Source organism: Curtobacterium sp. YR515 (assembly GCF_900113095.1).
In the GTDB taxonomy this organism is placed as follows: domain Bacteria; phylum Actinomycetota; class Actinomycetes; order Actinomycetales; family Microbacteriaceae; genus Curtobacterium.
In genome coordinates this window covers 300,259-317,817 of sequence record NZ_FOOD01000001.1, presented here as the reverse complement: position 1 = coordinate 317,817, position 17,559 = coordinate 300,259, and the positions used below count along the sequence as shown (strand labels likewise).

Genomic DNA, 17,559 nt, shown 5'->3' with positions numbered 1-17,559 from the left:
TTACCGATTCGAAACACGCGTTCCGTTCCGCGAAACGTGCGGAGCGACCTACGGACGCAGGAGCACCTTGATCGCGCGACGCTCGTCCATCGCGCGGTACGCCTCCGCCGCCTCGTCGAGCGGGAGCTCGAGGTCGAAGACGCGGCCCGGCTCGATCGCACCCGAGAGCACGTCCGGCAGCAGCTCGGGGATGTACGTGCGCGCCGGGGCCATGCCGCCCGCGACGGTGATGTTCGTGTCGAAGAGGTACCGCGTGCCGATCGTCGGCACCCCGTGCGGGACCCCGACGAAGCCGAGGTTGCCACCCGGGCGGACCGAGTGCAGTGCCTGGTCCATGCTCTCCTCGGTGCCCACGGCCTCCACCGCGCAGTCGGCCAGGTCGCCGTCGAGCAGCTCGCGGATCGCCGCGACGCCCTCCTCGCCACGCGCCTCGACGACGTCCGTCGCGCCGAACTCGCGCGCGAGCGCCTGTCGGTCGGCGTGCCGGCTCATCGCGATGATCCGCTCGGCACCGAGCCGCTTCGAGGCGAGGACGGCGGACAGCCCGACCGCGCCGTCGCCCACCACGACGACCGTCTGGCCCGGGCCCACGGCTGCCGACACCGCGGCGTGGTGCCCGGTGGAGAAGACGTCCGACAGGGTCAGCAGCGAGGGGACGAGCACCGGGTCGACCGGGCCCGGCACCGCGACGAGGGTCGCGGAGGCGTCCGGGATGCGGACGTACTCGGCCTGGGCGCCGCCGACCGGGTCGCCGTACGCGTCCTTCCCGCCGAAGCCGGACAGGTGGTCGCAACCGGTCGTCATGCCGTGGCGGCAGGCCTGGCACGTGCCGTCGTTCATGGTGAAGGGGGAGATGACGAAGTCGCCGACGTGCAGGTCCGTGACGGCGTCGCCCACCGCGACGACCTCGCCGACGAGCTCACGGCCGATCGGACGCGGCTGCTTCGTCGGCGTGACGCCCCGGTACGGCCAGAGGTCCGACCCGCACACGCACGCCGCGACGACCTTGACCACGACGTCCTTCGGCGTGATGAGGTCGGGCTGGTCGCGGTCCTCGACACGGATGTCGTTCGGGGCGTGGATGATCGCAGCGCGCAAGGGTGTGCCTTCCGTCGAGATGGTGGGGTGTGCGGCCGGTCGACGTCGTCCGGGCCCGGGACGACAGTACCCTCGTGCGGGTGGACGACGACCGGTACGGCAGTGACGTGCTCTCGGGCGACTGGCGCTCGCGCGGGGTGCAGAAGGTGCGGCAGGTGCCGCTCGAGCGGGACATGGTCCTCGAGGACCCGACGACCGGCTGGGCCGGCGCCGTGGTGCGGCTCGAGGCCGGCAACGTGGAGCTCGAGGACTGGAAGGGACGCACCCGGTCCTTCCCCTTCACCGGGCAGTTCCTGCTCGAGGGCGAGCTCGTCACGCTGGGCCGCCCGCAGGCACCGGTGGGGCGGTCTGCCGCCGCTGCACCGCCGGTCGGGAGGCGCGGCTCGGCCCCGGCGGTCCGGCACGCGTCCGACGGCGGTCGCCTCCGCACCGCGTCCGGATCGTTCGCCGTGGAGTCGCAGCGTGCAAGGGTGGCACTGCCCTCCCGGATCATGGTGGAGGGCAAGCACGACGCCGAACTCGTCGAGAAGGTCTGGGGAGCCGACCTCCGGGTCGAGGGCGTCGTCGTCGAGGAGCTCTCCGGCGTCGACAACCTGGCCGACGTGCTCGACGACTTCCGGCCGTCGCGCGACCGTCGTGTCGGCGTGCTCGTGGACCACCTCGTGCCGGGCTCGAAGGAGTCCCGCTTCGCCGACGCCGTGATGCGGGGGAAGTGGGGCGCGCACGTGCTCGTCGTCGGGCACCCGTTCGTCGACGTCTGGCAGTCGGTGAAGCCCGCCCGCGTCGGACTCCAGGCGTGGCCGACGATCCCGCGCTCGATCGAGTGGAAGAAGGGCATCTGCCAGGCGCTCGGGTGGCCCGCCGCCGAGCAGGCCGACATCGCCCGGGCCTGGCAGCGGATCCTCGGGCAGGTGCGCACCTTCGCCGACCTCGAGCCGCAGCTGCTCGGTCGTGTCGAGGAGCTCATCGACTTCGTGACCGAGCCGAAGGACTGACGACCCGGCGTCGCCCGGCGCCGCGCCGCCGCCGCCGTTCCGCAGTGTGCGAGGTTCCCCGCACGGTGGCATGCCCGTGGCCCCGCACGCTGCGCGGAACCTCGCACAGTGCGGCGCGCACCTCGCACGGTGCAACCGCGCGATCGGCCCCGGCCCGGAAATCCGCGGCGATCCCGGGCGCGGCGCATACCCTTGGAGCATGGACGGCATCGACGGACGCGTGCGCAGCGCTGTCGAGGTCTGGCTGCGATGGCTGCCCCGCTGGCAGATCGGCACCGCGCGGCCCCGGACACGCATCTGCCGCAAGTGCACCGGTTCGCCGATCGCCACCGCCGCGGGCTTCGGACCGGACGTGCCGCACGCCGTCCAGCACGCGTTGATCGGCCGCATCTCGACGATCATCGAGGACGCCGTCGACGACTACACCGCCAAGAACCTGCCCCTGCTGCAGCGCGAACTCGAGCGGGCCGCGGCACGCAAGCGTCACGCCGGGTACCAGCCGACCGAGGGCCTGCAGCCGGAGTTCCAGGGCCTCGACGTCGACCCGGAGCCGTCACCGGGGGAGCCGTTCCTCTTCACGCTCGGCGAGCTGACCGGCACGGGCGCGCACGAGCAGGCGCCACGCGAACCCTTGTCGGACGAGGCGAAGTCGGCGCTCCGTCACGAGATCGCCCTCTCCGACGAGTGCGCCCGTTCCACCGGCACGGCGGTCTGCCTGGCGCTCATCGACCACCGGCCGCGGATCGCCGAGGCGGTCGAACGACTCGTCGAGCCGCAGATCGAGGCCCTGGTGTCGGACATGTTCCGCGGATTCGACGGGCCGGAGGCACCGCGCGCCGGGCTGTTCTGACCGGTGTGCGGTCGAGCCGGGCGCACCTGACGGTCAGCGCTCGGCCGACACCGCCCCGCGCTGCCGGCGTCGGTCGACGGCACCGATGACGAGTCGAGCGAGCCCGCGCCACCCGAGCAGGAACACCCCGAGCACGATCGTCGCGACGATCACGAACGAGATCGGCAGCGGGTTGCCGTCCACGTCGCCCTGGCCCGTCGCCACCCGGATCGCCAACCCGACGAACACCGTGAGGACCCACACGACGACACCCGTGGGCCAGAATCGCAGCGGGCGAGCCCACGCTCCGCTCGTCACGTAGGCGATCGCCCACCCGGCGAGGAACGGGTACGCGGTGGTCCACAGCGCGAGTGCGGAGTTCGCCTCACCGTGCGAGGAGCGCCCGATCAGGGCGAACAGGACGATGAGCACGACGTCGATCACGGCTGCGAGCCCGCCCCAGGTGCGTTCGGTCACACCCCATTCTCGCAGTCGGCGACGGCCGCCCACGCGCACGCCGCGTTCACACGCTCGTCACCTCCGGTTCGCCGGCGTCCGGCACGATCGGCGGATGACGTCGACCGCGCAGGCACCGACGGGCCGGATGGTCGCCACCGACGCTGCCCCGGACGCCCGGCGCACCGTGCGCGTACCCCGCCTCGTCGCCCACCGGGGTGCGCCGCGCGTCCGGCGCGAGAACACCCTGCCGGCCATCGCCGTCGCCGAGGCCCTCGGCGCGGACACCATCGAGGTCGACGTCCGCCGTACCGCCGACGGCGTCGCCGTGCTGCTCCACGACGAGACCCTCGGCCGGATGTGGGGCGACGCCCGGCGCGTCCGCGACGTGGACTGGTGCGACGTCGCCCGGCTCGGGAACGGCCTCGACCGGATCCCGCGACTCGACGCCGCACTCGAACGGCTCGACGGTTGCCGGACCTCGTTGCTCGTCGACCTGACCGACCCGGAGGACGCCCTCGTCGCCGCGCGGACCGTCGCGGCGCACCGAGGGAGCACCGGCGTCGCGTGGTGTGGTGCGCCCGAGGCGATGGCGGCGGTCCGCGAGGTGATCCCGGACGCCGACGTCTGGCTCGCGTGGGAGTCGCTCGAGGCGCCGACCGCGGAGGACCTCGCGCCGCTCGCGCCCTCGACGCTGAACCTCGACGTCGCGTTCCTCACGCCGCGCACCGTCCGGGCCGCGCACGACCTCGGCCTCGTCGTGTCGGTGTGGACCGTGGACGACCCCGAGCCGGCCGTGTGGGCAGCGATGTCCGGCGTCGACTCGATCACCACGAACGACGTCGCCGCGGTCCGAGCGGCACTCGCAGCGGCGGAACGGGACGGCTGGCCCGGGCGCGACCGCGAGCCCACGGAGACCGAGGTGGCCTCACGCGCCGAAGCACTGGCGCACCGGATCGCCCACGAGGTGATCGCCTTCACCCGTGAGCACCCGGTCGGCGAGGTCACCACGAAGGCGCACCCGGCCGACCTCGTCACCGACGTCGACCGGCTCGTCGAACAGCACGTCCGTTCCCGCGTCCGGACGGTGTTCCCGACCCACGGGTTCACCGGCGAGGAGTACGGCGACGCCCCCGGCGACCGGCACCGCTGGTACCTCGACCCGGTCGACGGCACGACGAACCTCGCGAACGGGGTGCCGTGGACCTCGATGTCGCTCTGTCTCACCCGCGGCGGTCGTCCACTCGTCGGCGTCGTCGCCGATCCGTGGCGCGGTGAGGTGCTCGAGGCCCGGAGCGGTCGCGGCGCCACCCTCCGTGACCGGACGCTGCGCCTCGACGACGCCCCGCGGGCACTCGCCGGAGCCGTCGTCGGCACCGAGCTCGACGGACACCGGCCGTGGCCCGGGTTCGGCGCGTTCCTCGACGCCCTCGCGGCCCGCTCGTGCACGCTGCGGATCCAGGGGTCCGGCACGCTCACGATCGCGCAGGTCGCGGCCGGGCGGGGGATCGGCGGGTGCGTGTCGGCGTTCGACCCGATCGACCACGGTGCTGCGGTGCTGCTCGTGCACGAGGCCGGCGGCGTCGTGCTCACCCGGGAGGGCCCCGTCGACGGGTTCCCGCCGGCGGGTGAGCCGTTCCTGGTGGCGCACCCGGGAGCGGCTGACGAACTGCACGCCGTGTGGACGGCAGCGCTCGCCGCCGTCTGAGCGTCACCCCTGTGGGCCTGGAGGCGCGGTGCGGGCCCGACCCGCGCCTCCCGGCCCACAGGTGGGCGCGTGACGGGCCGTCAGGCCTGCGCGATCCGCACCATGTTGCCCGCGGGGTCGCGGACGGCCGCGTCGCGGACGCCCCAGAACTGGTCGGTGGGCTCCTGCAGGACCTCGGCGTCGGGACTCGCCGTGATCCGGTCGAACGTGGCCTCGAGGTCGGACACGCGGAGCTGCAGCATGGCGAGGCCGCCCTTGGCGAGGAGCGCGGCGATCGCGTCGCCGTCCTCCTGCGACCGACCGGCGTGCGGCTCGGACAGGACGAGCTCGAGGTCGGCGTGGTCGTCGCTCGCGAGGGTCACCCACCGGAACCCGCCGTTCTCGACGGTGTTGCGGACGGTGAAGCCGAGGACGTCGCCGTAGAAGGCGACAGCGGCGTCGATGTCGTCGGCGAGCACGTGCACGCCGCTGATCTGGATGCTCATGGCAGCGAGACTAGGACTGCCCGGTCGCCCCGCGCTTCTCGGATCCTGCTCGAACGGGTCGGGTGACGACCATGGCGTGACAGCTCCACACGCCGGCGAGGGCGTCGTGATCGGCGGCACGGTACTGCGACGGGGTCATCCCGACGAGCTCGGTGAATCGCGACGAGAACGATCCGAGGCTCGTCGCGCCGACGGCGAGGCAGACCTCGGTCACGCTGAGCCCGGTGCTCCGGAAGAGCGCCTGTGCACGTTCGATGCGCCGGGTCATCAGGTACGCGTACGGGGTCTCGCCGTAGGCGGCGCGGAACCGGCGGCTGAAGTGGGCGGGCGACATGAAGGCGCCGGCGGCGAGCGACGGGACGTCGAGGGGTTCGGCGTAGGCGCGGTCCATCCGGCTGCGGGCGCGCCGGAGCCGTCGGAGTTCGTCGAGGTCCGCGGTCACGCAGGCCATCCTGCACCGCCGGCTCTCGGGTGACTCTGTGCGGGCGTTCAGTCAGTGGTCGCCGGCGCTCCCTAGGGTGGCAGTCCACGGCACCGCTCCACGGCGGGCCGCACTGCTCCGCCGCCGGCGGGGCGCACCCGAAGGAGCATCGACCATGGGATTCCTCGACCGCCTGCTCGGACGTCCGGAGCGCGACCAGAACGGCGCCGCGCAGCAGAACCAGTGGGGACAGCCGCAGCAGCCGCAGCAGCAGGGGTACCGCTACGGCCAGCAGTCCTACCACCAGCCCGCGCCCACGGGAGCGCCGGCGGCCGGCGGCCAGTACGGTACGCCGCAGTGGGGCGGCGGCGACCCGACCGGTGGCCAGCAGGCGTCGACCGACGACGAGCGTGCGGTCGAGCGCTACCGCTACCTGCTCCGCACGGCCCCGCCGGAGCGCATCGAGGAGGTCCACGCCGAGGCCTTCGCGAAGCTGACGGACGAGCAGCGCCGGATGGTCTACGACGAGTTCACCCGGTCCGCGCCAGCTGGTGAGGCCCCGCGCGGCGACGACCCGCGCTCCCTGGCCCAGGCCGCGACGCGCTCGGAGATCCGGCAGCCCGGGTTCATGGAGCGCTCGCTCGGTGGTGTCGGGAACGGTCGCGGCGGGATGTTCGGCGGTGCCGGGCAGCGCTCCGGTCCCTCGTTCGGCAGCATGATCGGCGCCTCGATCCTCGGGACGGTCGCCGGCTACGTGATCGGTTCGGCCATCATGAGCGCCTTCCTGCCGGACCCCGGATCGTTCGACGGCGGTACCGATGCTGCGGGTGACGGTGGTTCGGAGGACACTGGTGCCGACTCCGGTGACGGAGGCGCGTCCGACAGCGGCGCGTCCGACGGCGGCGGGTTCGAGAGTGCGGGCTGGGGCGACAGCGGATCCGACTTCGGCGGTGGCTTCAGCGACTTCGGTGGTGACTTCGACGTGTAACGCGTCACGGTCGGCACCGACCATCTGATATGTTCCATGCTCGACAAGGGAGCGACATGGCCATCATCGAAGCCTCCGGGCTGACCAAGACGTACCGATCGAAGTCCGGTCCCGTGCACGCACTGGCCGGGCTCGACCTGGTGGTGCCGCAGGGCACCGTCAAGGCGCTGCTCGGGCCGAACGGTGCCGGCAAGACCACCACGGTGAAGGTGCTGACCACGCTCATCACGCCGGACAGCGGCACGGCGACGATCGACGGCATCGACGTCATCGCCGACCCGCAGGCCACCCGGCGGTCCATCGGGGTCTCCGGCCAGTACGCCGCGGTCGACGAGAACCTGACCGGGTTCGAGAACCTCGAGATGATCGGGCGGCTGTACCACCTCGGTCGTCGGACGGCGCGGGAACGGGCGCGCGAGCTCATCGACGTCTTCGACCTGGCCGAAGCAGGGGACCGCCCCGTGAAGGGCTTCTCCGGCGGCATGCGGCGGCGGATCGACCTCGCCGGCGCACTCGTGATGAACCCCCGCGTGCTGTTCCTCGACGAGCCGACCACCGGGCTCGACCCGCGCAGCCGGCTCGCGCTCTGGGGCATCATCGAGGGGCTCGTGGCCGAGGGCACGACGGTGCTCCTCACCACGCAGTACCTCGAAGAAGCCGACCAGTTGGCCGACGACATCGCGGTGATCGACGGTGGGACCGTCATCGCCGAGGGCACCTCCGACCACCTCAAGGCCCAGGTCGGCGGCCACCGGGTCGTCGTCACGCTGGTGGACCAGGCCGATGCGGACGCCGCCACGACCGTCCTCCGTCGCTACGGCGTCGGCGAGGTCGAGGCCTCCGGCGACGGCCGGACCCACGCCATCGCTGTCGAGGCCGGACCCTCGGCACTCCAGCGGGTGCTCGCCGACCTCGGTGACGCCGGCATCGAGCTGCACGACGCCGGCATGCGACGCCCCACCCTCGACGACGTGTTCCTCCGGCTCACCGGCCACGCGGCGACGGACGACGATGCGGTCGACCCGGCTGCCACGAAGCAGAAGGAGGCGGCACGATGACCGCCACCACACCCGCCACGGCGCTCGGCCGCCAGCTGCCCGTCGTCGTCACGTCGCCCGCGGCGGTCTGGTTCGAGGACGGCTGGACGGTCACGAAGCGGAACCTCATCAAGATCAAGCGGTCGCCGGACATGCTCGTGTTCGCGGTGCTGCAGCCGATCATGTTCGTCCTGCTCTTCAGCCAGGTCTACGGCGGCGCGATCCAGGTGCAGGGGACCGACTACACGCAGTTCCTGATGGCGGGGATCTTCGCCCAGACGGTCGTGTTCGGCGCGACGTTCTCCGGCTCGGCGATGGCGCAGGACCTCAAGGAAGGGCTGATCGACCGGTTCCGCACGCTCCCGATGTCGGCGTCCGCGGTGCTCGTCGGCCGGACGAACTCCGACCTGGTGCTGAACGGGATCTCGATGGCGATCATGATGCTCACCGGGCTCGCGGTCGGGTGGCGGGTGAACTCGTCGCCGCTCGAGTTCCTCGCCGGCATCGCGCTGCTGCTGCTCTTCAGCTACGCGTTCAGCTGGGTGATGGCGCTGCTGGGCATGAGCGTCAAGACGCCCGAGGTCATCAACAACGCCTCGTTCATGATCCTGTTCCCGCTGACGTTCATCTCCAACGCCTTCGTCCCGAGCGACACGCTGCCGCTCGTGCTGCGGGTCTTCGCGGAGTGGAACCCGGTGTCGTCGCTCGTGCAGGCCGCCCGCGAGCTGTTCGGCAACGTCGGCTCGGCACCGGTTCCGGACATCTGGACGATGCAGCACCCGATCGTGACGGTGCTGATCGGGATCGCGGTGATGCTGGTGGTGTTCGTGCCGTGGTCGGTGAACAAGTACACCCGGATCAGCTCGAAGTAGCGCTCAGAGGAGCTTCCGCTGGAGCGCCCACGCCGTGAGCTCGTGCCGGTTCGACAGCTGCAGCTTCCGCAGGACCTTCGACACGTGCGTCTCGACGGTCTTCACCGAGATGAACAGGTCCGCGGCGACCTCCTTGTAGGCGTACCCGCGGGCGATGAGCCGCATCACCTCCTGCTCGCGCGCGGACAGGCGGTCGAGTTCCGTGTCGACCTGCGCGGTCTCGCCGCTCACCGCGCCGAACGCGTCCAGCACGAAACCGGCCAGCCGCGGCGAGAACACCGCGTCCCCCTCGGCCACGCGGTCGATCGCCTCGGCGACGTCGGCCTCCGACGAGCTCTTGGTGATGTACCCGCGCGCTCCCGCCCGGATCACCCGCACCACGTCGTCCGCCGCGTCCGAGACGCTCAGCGCGAGGAACCGGGTGTCCGGGTGCCCAGGGGCGGCGCGTGCGATCACCTCGGCGCCGCCACCGCCCGCACCGCCGGGCAGGTGGACGTCGAGCAGGACGACGCGCGGTCGGGTCGCGGCGACGAGGTCGACGGCCTCGTCGACGGTCGCGGCCTCACCGACGACCAGGAGGCGCGGCGGCAGCCCGGCGCGCACGCCGGCCCGGAAGATGGAGTGGTCGTCCACGATGGCGACGGTGAGCGGTGCGGCCTGCGGCTGCGCGGTGGGGTCCTCGGTCACGGGTGCTCCTCGGTCGGCCGGTCGGGGGCGGTCAGGGGGAGGACCAGACGGACCTCGGTGCCGGTGCGTCCCGGCCCCGGCGCGATCGTCGCGGTGCCACCGATGCGCTGCATCCGGCCGACGATCGACTCGCGGACGCCGTAGCGGCCCTCCGGGACGGCCGCGGGGTCGAAGCCCGGCCCACGGTCGCCGATGGTGACCTCCACGCGGTCGTGGGCGGTCTCGGCGTACACCCGGACGGTCCCGCCGGCGTGCCGAGCGGCGTTGAGCATCGCCTCGCGGGCGGCCGCGACGATGCCCTCGGGCAGGTCGGCGCGCGCCGGACCGATCGCGATCACCTCGACCTGCGCCGGGTACTCGGTCTCGATCTCGACCGCGGTCGCCCGGAGCTGGGCCCCGAGGTCGGCGGTCGGCTCGGCCTGCTCGGCGAACAGCCACGACCGGAGTTCGCGCTCCTGGGCCCGCGCGAGCCGTGCGGCGTCGGAGCCCGGCTCGGCCCGCTGCTGGATGAGCGCCAGGGTCTGCAGGACGGAGTCGTGCAGGTGCGCCGCGATCTCGGCGCGCTCGACGTCCCGCACACGGGCGGCGCGCTCCTCGGCGAGGTCGCGGACGAGCCGGACCACCCAGGGCGCGACCACGACGGCGACGCCGAGCAGCACCGCGGTCGCGGCGGTGAGGACCGTCCAGACGTTCGGGTGCGTGCTCGAGGTGAAGAACAGCAGGATGCCGAGCACGACGAGCACGAGCGCGCCGAGGGCACGGACGATGAGGGCGGAGGACCCCGCGGTGCGGACGTTCCGGAGGGCGTCGAGTTGCCGCCACGCGAGTGCCGCCCCGGTGGCGACGACGATCGCCGGCACGATGAACGCGAGCGGGACGTCGGCGCCCAGCCGCGATGCGACCATCGCGCCGCCCGCCGTCAGCAGGGCGATGCCGAGCAGGATCTCCACGACCGGCGCCCGGCGCGCGTGCTCGTCCGGCGCGGCCTCGGCCTCCGCTGCGGGACGGGTCAGCACCGCCCGCAGGGACGTCGGCGTCGCCGGACCCTGGCTCGGCGTCGTCGCCCAGAGCCAGGCGTAGAGCAGGACACCGGCCCCGCCGCACACCGCCAGCACCGCGGTCGCGAGCCGCACCGCGCCGACGGGCAGCCCGGTGTGGGCAGCGAACCCGCCGCACACGCCACCGACGACCCGGAGGGCCGGGCGGGACATCGTGGCGGTCGGCATGGGCCAATCCTGGCACCCCGGGTCCGTCGATCGCGGGCTCGGGGGCGGGGATCAGGGGACGATCAGGGTGAACCCCGATGGTGCCGACCGTCGGCGGCCACGATGCTGGTGGCCATGACACAACAGGACACCGGCGGCCCCGCGTCGGCGACACGGTTCTTCGACTGGATCCGGGGCATCCACGTCACCCGGTCCGACGACCGCTGGCTCGCCGGCGTGTGCGGCGCCGTCGCCGAGCGGACGGGGCTCGACCCGCTCGTGGTGCGGGGCGTCGCGATCGTCGTGGCGCTCCTCGGCGGCCCGGTGTTCCTCGCCTACGCGGCGGGGTGGGCGCTGCTGCCGGACTCGTCCGGACGCATCCACGTCGAGCGGATGGTCCGCGGGGTGCTCGACCCGGCGCTCATCGCCATCGGCGTCCTCGTGGTGCTGACCTTCGTCCCCGCCGTCCAGGGCATCTGGTGGCAGGGCGTTCCGGTGGCGTGGGGGATGCCCGGATGGCTCTCGGCCACGCTCGGGACCGCGTGGACGATCGCCCTCGTGGGGTGCGCGGTGTGGCTCGTGGTGGTCCTGGCGCGCCGGGGCTCGCAGCCGGCAGCCGGCGAGCAGGCGGCGGCCGGTGAGCAGGCGGCGCACGGCGAGCCGGCGGAGCCGGGCACGCGGCGCGACTTTTGGACGAGTGCCGACGACCCCGCGCCGACGCCGTGGGCGGCGACGGGCGCGACGACGGCGGGTAGACCCGACCACGTCGCTCCCGGTGGGTCCGTGGCGGGGGCGAGCAGCGCCTCCTGGCAGTGGGACACGACCTCCGCGGCGGACCGACACCGTCAGCACACCGAGCGGATGCGCGCGGAACGGCAGCGTCAGGCGGAACGGCGCGCGGAGCGAGCCGACCGGCTCCCCGGTGCCGGGTACGTCGCCGTGAGCCTGGGCCTCGCCCTCGTCGTCGGAGCCGGCGTCGCGGTGTGGGCGCAGCAGACCGACCTGCCCGTGCCGGTGCTCGGGATCGCCGCCGCGGTCGCCGTGCTCGCCGTGGCGACCGTCGTGGCCGGCGTGCGCGGGCGGGAGAGCGGTGGCCTCGGGCTGTTCTCGACCATCGGGGTCGTCGCGCTCGTCGTGACGGGGGTGCTGCCGACCGGCACGCAGGTCACGGTCGTCGGCGGGACCACCTGGCGGGTGGACGACGTGCGGCCGGGCACCGAGCGGAACTACGCGATGGTGGTCGGTGGGCCGACGCTGGACCTCCGCGGGCTCGACGAGGCCGACGGCGGCGGGACGGTGAACCTCTGGCTCGGAGCCGGGGGAGCCGAGGTCCAGCTGCCGACCGACGCTCCCGTCCGGGTCCGGGTGAGCGGCATCGGGTACGGCGTCGAGCTCCGTCCGGACGACGACGCGGACGACAGCCTCGGTGGCGCGCTCGGCACGACGACCGTCGAGAACCGGGCAGCGCGATCGGCGGACGCCGCCGAGACCACGACCGTGCACGTGTGGCTCATCGGCGGTGGCGTCGACGTGCCGCGCGCCGTGACCGTCGACCAGTGAGGAACGAGACGATGACGAACGACCGGACCACCCCCGACGACCGGACCACCCCCGACGACCGGACCACCCCCGACGACCGGACCACCCCCGACGACCGGACCACCCCCGACGACCGGACCACACCGGTCGACCCGACCACCCCGACCGCGCCGTTCGACGGGGCCCCGGCACCCGCTCGCCGCCCGCGCCGTGCACCCCGCTTCGGCACGGTCTTCTGGGGGGTCGTCCTCCTCGTGTTCGCCGCTGCGATGGCCGTGAGCGCCCTGCCGTGGTTCACCGTCGACCCGATGACGCTCCTGCTCGGGGCCTGCCTGACCGCCGGGGTCCTGCTCGTGGTGGCCGGTGTCGCGGCGGTGATCGCGAGACCACGGCGCTAGGACGGCCTACGATCGTGTCCGTGACCGCGACAGACGCCGAGCGGGCCGCGGAACGCGACGCGACCGAGCCTCCCCTCGACCGAAGCACCCGTGTGCGTCGCTGGATGCTGCACGGGGCCGACCAGGGCGCCTCGCACCAGGGCCCGCACCAGGTCGAGGTGGAGAAGACCCACTCGTGGTGGCGCGTCATGTGCCTCACGGGCGTCGACTACTTCTCGACGCTCGGGTACCAGCCCGCGATCGCCGCGCTCGCCGCCGGGCTCCTGTCGCCGATCGCGACGATCGTGCTCGTGCTCGTCACGCTGTTCGGCGCCCTGCCGGTGTACCGCCGGGTCGCGCAGGACAGCTTCCGGGGCGCCGGCTCGATCATGATGCTCGAGAAGCTCCTGCCCTGGTGGGCCGGCAAGCTCTTCGTGCTCGTGCTCCTCGGGTTCGCGGTGACGGACTTCATGATCACGATGACGCTGTCCGCGGCGGACGCGACGGCGCACATCGCGGAGAACCCCTTCACGCCGCACTGGTTCACCGAGATCCCGGTGCCGCTCACGCTCGCGCTGCTGCTCCTGCTCGGGGTGGTGTTCCTCCGCGGCTTCAAGGAGGCGATCGGCATCGCGGTCGCGCTCGTCGCGGTGTACCTGCTGCTCAACGCGGTCGTCGTCGGTGTGTCCCTGTGGCACGTGTTCGAGAACCCGATGGTGGCGAGCGACTGGTGGAGCGGCCTCACCGCGCAGCACAGCAACCCGCTCGTGATGATCGGCATCGCCCTCATCGTCTTCCCGAAGCTCGCGCTGGGCCTGTCCGGCTTCGAGACCGGCGTCGCGGTGATGCCGCAGGTGCGCGGCGACGCGTCCGACGACACGAGCGCCCGACCCGAGGGACGGATCCGCGGGACGAAGCGCCTGCTCACCGTCGCCGCGGTCATCATGAGCTCGTTCCTCATCACCTCGTCGATCGTCACCACCTTCCTCATCCCGCAGCACGAGTTCCAACCGGGCGGCGGCGCGAACGGCCGGGCGCTGGCGTACCTGGCGCACGAGTACCTCGGTGGCGTGTTCGGCTCCGTGTACGACTTCTCGACGGTCGCGATCCTGTGGTTCGCCGGTGCGAGTGCGATGGCGGGTCTGCTCAACCTCGTGCCCCGGTTCCTGCCCCGCTACGGCATGGCACCGCAGTGGGCGCGGGCGACCCGACCGCTCGTGATCATCTTCACGCTCATCGCCTTCGTGATCACGATCATCTTCCAGGCGAACGTCGACGCGCAGGGCGGCGCCTACGCCACGGGCGTGCTCGTCCTCATCACGAGCGCCGCGGTCGCGGTGACCCTGTCGGCCCGACGCAAGCAGCAGAAGAAGCGCACGATCGGGTTCGGCATCATCGCCGTGGTGTTCGTGTACACGACCGTCGCGAACGTCATCGAGCGGCCGGACGGCGTCCGGATCGCCGCGATCTTCATCATCGCGATCGTGGTGGTCTCGCTGGTCTCCCGCGTCCGCCGGTCGTTCGAGCTCCGTGCGTCGTCGATCGAGCTCGACGCCACCGCCCGGCAGTTCATCGAGGCCGACGCCGACCAGTTCAGCTCGGTCTGCATCATCGCGAACGAACCGGGTGCCGGCACGGCCGAGGCGTACCGGTCGAAGGGGCGCGAGGAACGCCGCGACTCCGGCATCCCCGCCCGCGTGCCGACGATGTTCCTCGAGGTCCTGCCCGCCGACTCCTCCGACTTCGAGGAGGACCTCGTCGTCGAGGGCCACGTCATCCACGGGCACCGCGTGCTCAAGGTCCGGTCGGGCAACGTGCCGAACACGATCGCGTCGACGCTCCTCGCGATCCGGGACATCGCCGGCGTCGTCCCGAGCATCTACTTCGAGTGGAACGAGGGCAGCCCGATCCGCAACGCCATCCGCTTCGTGTTCACCGGCGTCGGTGACGTCGCGCCCGTGACGCGCGAGGTGCTGCGCGAGGCGGAGCCCGACGTGAACCGCCGACCGAGCGTCCACGTGTCGTGACGGGCGGGGCGGACGCGAGCCGCGCCTCCAGGCCCGTCGGCGGACTCGCGGCGGTCCTCGTCGCCGCGGCCGTGTGGGGGACCACCGGCACCGCGACGCACTTCGCGCCCGGGGTCCCCGCGTTCGTCTTCGGGGCCGTGACGTTCGGCCTCGGCGGGATCGTCCTCGCCCTCGGCGCCGGTCGCGGCACGCTCCGCGCGGTCGCCGACCCGGCGAGCCGTCGCTGGGCGCTGCTCGGCGCGGCGTCACTCGTCGTCTACGCGGTCGCGTTCTACGCGGCCCTCGCGGACGCGGGCGTCGCGCTGGGCACGACGGTGGCCATCGGGTCGTCGCCCGTGTTCGCGGGGCTCGTCGAGTGGGTGGCGGACGGGAGGCGCGTCACGCGCAGGTGGGTCGTCGCCACCCTGGTGAGCGTGGTCGGGATGGTCGTCGTGACGCTCGCGCGGTCCTCCGAGCATGCGGGCGCGTCGGATGGTTCCGATCGGGGCGGGTCGCTCGTGCTCGGGCTCGGGAGTGCGCTGCTCGCCGGTCTGACGTACGCGCTGTACTCGTGGGCGGTCGCGCGGGGCATGCGTGCGGTGTCCGTTCCCGTCGCGCTGCCCGGCGGTGTGTCCCTGCCGGCTCGCGCGTCCCTGCCGGGTCGCGGGTCCTTGCCGGCTCGCGCGTCCCTGCCGGCTCGTGCGTCGCTGCCGGGTCGCGCTTCCCCGCCGGCTCGCGCGTCCCTGCCGGGTGAGCGCGGACTCGTCGGTGCGGTGTTCGGGCTCGCGGCGGTCCCGCTCGTGGTGCTCGCCGCCGTGGGCGGGCAGGCGTCGCTCGGGGTCGCGGCGAACTGGCCGGTGTTCCTGTACCTCGCGCTCGTGCCGACGGTGCTCGGCCACTCGCTGTACGCCGTCGGGCTGCGGTCCGTGAGCGCCTCGGTCGCGACGCTGCTGTCGTTGTTCGAGCCCGTCGTGGCCGCGGTGCTCGCCGTGCTCGTGGTGGGGGAGCACCTCGGTGCCGGAGGCTGGGTCGGCATCGGGCTGGTGGTCGTCGGGCTGGCGGTCCTGGCCGTGCCGGAGCGCACGCGCGCCTAGCGGTGCGGGTGCGCCGCCGGGGGCGCGCCGCCGGGGGTGCGGGTGCGCCGCTACTCGCCGAGGATCTGGTCGCGCACCTTCCGCCGCAGCACCTTGCCGATCATCGAGCGCGGCAGGTCCTCGACCACGACCACCCGGCGGGGCACCTTGTACGCGGCGAGGTGCTCGCGCGACCACGCCCGCAGGGCATCGGCGTCGAACGTCGCGGGGTCCTTCGGCACGACGGCCGCGACGACCTGCTCGTTGCCGCCCTGGGTGATCCCGACGACCGCGACCTCGCGCACGCTCGGGTGCTTGAGCAGGGCGTCCTCGACCTCGGTCGGGGAGACGTTGAACCCGCCGGTGATGATGAGCTCCTTGAGGCGGTCCACGATCCGGACGTACCCGTCGGCGTCGATCGCCACGATGTCACCGGTCCGGAACCAGCCGTCCGGCGTGAAGACCTCGTCGGTGGCCTCGGCCTTGCCCCAGTACCCGCGGAACACCTGGGGCCCGCGGACCTGGAGCTCGCCCGGCTCGTCGGCCCCGAGGACCTTCGTCGGGTCGTCCGGGTCGGCCACCCGCGCCTCGGTCGAGGACAGCGGCAGGCCGATCGACCCGAGGCGCCGGGCCGGGGACACCGGGTTCGCGAGCAGGACGGGGGAGCACTCGGACAGGCCGTAGCCCTCGACGAGGTAGCCGCCGGTGCGGGCCTCCCACGGCTCGACGACCTCCTTCGAGAGCGCCATCGCCCCGGAGATGCCGATCTCGATCCCCTCGAGCGAGACCTTCGCGGAGTCCGCCGCGTGCTGCAGCCGCGCGTAGATCGGGGGCACGGCCGGCAGGAACGTCGGCGGGTGCTTCCTCATCGCGGCGAGCACGAGTGCCGGGTCGAACGTCGGGAACAGCACGAGCCGCGAGGCCATGCTCATCGCGAAGGTCAGGCAGAGCGTGAGGCCGTAGGCGTGGAACATCGGCAGGACCGCGTAGACCACGCTGCCGTCACCGGGCTGGATCTGCGGGACCCACGCCCGGGCCTGTGCGGCGTTCGCGATGAGGTTGCCGTGCGACAGCACCGCACCCTTCGGCACGCCCGTCGTGCCGGACGTGTACTGGATCAGGGCGACGTCGTCGGTGGCGGGTCGGGGGTGGCGCTTCGACAGCTTCCGGTTCGACACGAGGTCGTCCCACGGCGTCGTGCCGCGCACCTTGGTGGTCAGCTTCGCCCGGGACTCGCGGGCCTTCGCGACCGGCAGCAACAGCGCGATCCGGGTCCCGCGCGGCATCGCGCGGGTGAGGTCGACCGAGACGATCGCGTCGAGCTTCACGTCCGAGGGGAAGTCCTGCAGCGTCGCCACCGACTTGTCCCACGCGATCGCGACCTTCGCACCGTGGTCCTCGAACTGGTGGCGGAGCTCGCGCGGCGTGTACAGCGGGTTGTGCTCGACGACCACGGCGCCGAGGCGGAGCACGGCGTAGAAGGCCACGATGTGCTGCGGGCAGTTCGGCAGCACGATCGCCACCCGGTCGCCGGCGGTCACCCCGAGCTTGCGGAGGCCGTTCGCCGCCCGGAGGATCTGCTCCTCGAGCTCGGCGTACGTCGTCGTCCGCTTGAAGAACTCGAGTGCGACCTTCTTCGGGAAGCGCCTGGCGGACCCCTCCACGATGTCGTACAGGGAGCCGGTCGGCTCGTCGATGTCGTGCGGGACCCCCGGGGCGTACGAGGCAAGCCAGGGACGAGGCGTGTCGATGCTCACGCCGACCAACCTAGCGGGCCACCCGA

At 73.0% G+C, this 17,559-nt stretch carries 17 protein-coding genes; 10 read left to right on the top strand and 7 right to left on the bottom strand.

Annotated elements, in window-relative coordinates:
* Positions 1-48: 48 nt before the first annotated feature.
* Complete coding sequence (locus BM028_RS01520; protein ID WP_092384138.1) at positions 49-1,098, bottom strand: zinc-binding dehydrogenase; 1,050 nt, start codon at positions 1,096-1,098, stop codon at positions 49-51.
* Positions 1,099-1,178: 80 nt separating this feature from the next.
* Here BM028_RS01520 and BM028_RS01515 point away from each other — a divergent pair, with 80 nt between their 5' ends.
* A complete protein-coding gene (locus BM028_RS01515) occupies positions 1,179-2,093 on the top strand; it encodes a DUF3097 domain-containing protein (RefSeq protein WP_071295040.1) in 915 nt (304 codons plus the stop codon).
* 199 nt (positions 2,094-2,292) lie between these two features.
* A complete protein-coding gene (locus BM028_RS01510; RefSeq protein WP_070416650.1) occupies positions 2,293-2,943 on the top strand; it encodes a spermidine/putrescine ABC transporter substrate-binding protein in 651 nt (216 codons plus the stop codon).
* Positions 2,944-2,976: 33 nt separating this feature from the next.
* On the opposite strand, the gene BM028_RS01505 is transcribed toward BM028_RS01510, so the two are convergent.
* Complete coding sequence (locus tag BM028_RS01505; RefSeq protein WP_092384888.1) at positions 2,977-3,399, bottom strand: DUF3054 domain-containing protein; 423 nt, start codon at positions 3,397-3,399, stop codon at positions 2,977-2,979.
* A gap of 94 nt (positions 3,400-3,493) precedes the next feature.
* Between BM028_RS01505 and BM028_RS01500 the strand changes: the two genes are divergently transcribed.
* Entirely contained in the window at positions 3,494-5,086 is a 1,593-nt protein-coding gene (locus BM028_RS01500; protein ID WP_175495952.1) for an inositol monophosphatase family protein, read from the top strand.
* Between the two features lie 80 nt (positions 5,087-5,166).
* On the opposite strand, the gene BM028_RS01495 is transcribed toward BM028_RS01500, so the two are convergent.
* Entirely contained in the window at positions 5,167-5,571 is a 405-nt protein-coding gene (locus tag BM028_RS01495; protein ID WP_092384134.1) for a VOC family protein, read from the bottom strand.
* A gap of 10 nt (positions 5,572-5,581) precedes the next feature.
* Entirely contained in the window at positions 5,582-5,962 is a 381-nt protein-coding gene (locus tag BM028_RS01490; protein ID WP_254789394.1) for a helix-turn-helix transcriptional regulator, read from the bottom strand.
* A 205-nt stretch (positions 5,963-6,167) separates the two neighbouring features.
* Between BM028_RS01490 and BM028_RS01485 the strand changes: the two genes are divergently transcribed.
* Genes BM028_RS01485 through BM028_RS01475 form a run of 3 tightly spaced genes read left to right on the top strand, consistent with a single transcriptional unit; the run spans position 6,168 to position 8,889 of the window.
* Positions 6,168-6,980, top strand: a complete 813-nt coding sequence (locus tag BM028_RS01485; protein WP_083295011.1) for a hypothetical protein — start codon at positions 6,168-6,170, stop codon at positions 6,978-6,980.
* A gap of 56 nt (positions 6,981-7,036) precedes the next feature.
* Complete coding sequence (locus BM028_RS01480; protein ID WP_070416646.1) at positions 7,037-8,038, top strand: ATP-binding cassette domain-containing protein; 1,002 nt, start codon at positions 7,037-7,039, stop codon at positions 8,036-8,038.
* Positions 8,035-8,889: an ABC transporter permease gene (locus tag BM028_RS01475; protein ID WP_070416645.1), complete on the top strand. Its 855-nt coding sequence runs from the start codon at positions 8,035-8,037 to the stop codon at positions 8,887-8,889. Before BM028_RS01480 ends, BM028_RS01475 begins: the two co-directional genes overlap by 4 nt.
* Positions 8,890-8,892: 3 nt before the next feature.
* On the opposite strand, the gene BM028_RS01470 is transcribed toward BM028_RS01475, so the two are convergent.
* The gene (locus BM028_RS01470) at positions 8,893-9,576 is read right to left on the bottom strand and encodes a LuxR C-terminal-related transcriptional regulator (RefSeq protein ID WP_092384131.1); all 684 of its coding nucleotides are present in this window, start codon (positions 9,574-9,576) and stop codon (positions 8,893-8,895) included.
* Positions 9,573-10,802, bottom strand: coding sequence for an ATP-binding protein (locus BM028_RS01465; protein WP_092384129.1), 1,230 nt, complete (start codon positions 10,800-10,802; stop codon positions 9,573-9,575). The genes BM028_RS01470 and BM028_RS01465 overlap by 4 nt, the downstream gene beginning before the upstream one ends.
* Before the next feature lie 114 nt (positions 10,803-10,916).
* Here BM028_RS01465 and BM028_RS01460 point away from each other — a divergent pair, with 114 nt between their 5' ends.
* From BM028_RS01460 to BM028_RS01445, 4 genes are all read left to right on the top strand, one after another.
* Positions 10,917-12,341, top strand: coding sequence for a PspC domain-containing protein (locus tag BM028_RS01460; RefSeq protein ID WP_175495951.1), 1,425 nt, complete (start codon positions 10,917-10,919; stop codon positions 12,339-12,341).
* 11 nt (positions 12,342-12,352) lie between these two features.
* The gene (locus BM028_RS18715; protein ID WP_254789351.1) at positions 12,353-12,718 is read left to right on the top strand and encodes a hypothetical protein; all 366 of its coding nucleotides are present in this window, start codon (positions 12,353-12,355) and stop codon (positions 12,716-12,718) included.
* A 104-nt stretch (positions 12,719-12,822) separates the two neighbouring features.
* The gene (locus BM028_RS01450; protein ID WP_402717313.1) at positions 12,823-14,724 is read left to right on the top strand and encodes an APC family permease; all 1,902 of its coding nucleotides are present in this window, start codon (positions 12,823-12,825) and stop codon (positions 14,722-14,724) included.
* Positions 14,721-15,797 carry a DMT family transporter gene (locus BM028_RS01445; protein ID WP_092384123.1) on the top strand — a complete coding sequence of 359 codons (1,077 nt, stop codon included), beginning with the start codon at positions 14,721-14,723 and terminating at the stop codon, positions 15,795-15,797. The genes BM028_RS01450 and BM028_RS01445 overlap by 4 nt, the downstream gene beginning before the upstream one ends.
* 50 nt (positions 15,798-15,847) lie before the next feature.
* Here the strand turns inward: BM028_RS01445 and BM028_RS01440 are convergent, their stop codons facing one another.
* Positions 15,848-17,533: a long-chain-fatty-acid--CoA ligase gene (locus tag BM028_RS01440; protein ID WP_092384121.1), complete on the bottom strand. Its 1,686-nt coding sequence runs from the start codon at positions 17,531-17,533 to the stop codon at positions 15,848-15,850.
* Positions 17,534-17,559 lie beyond the last annotated feature (26 nt).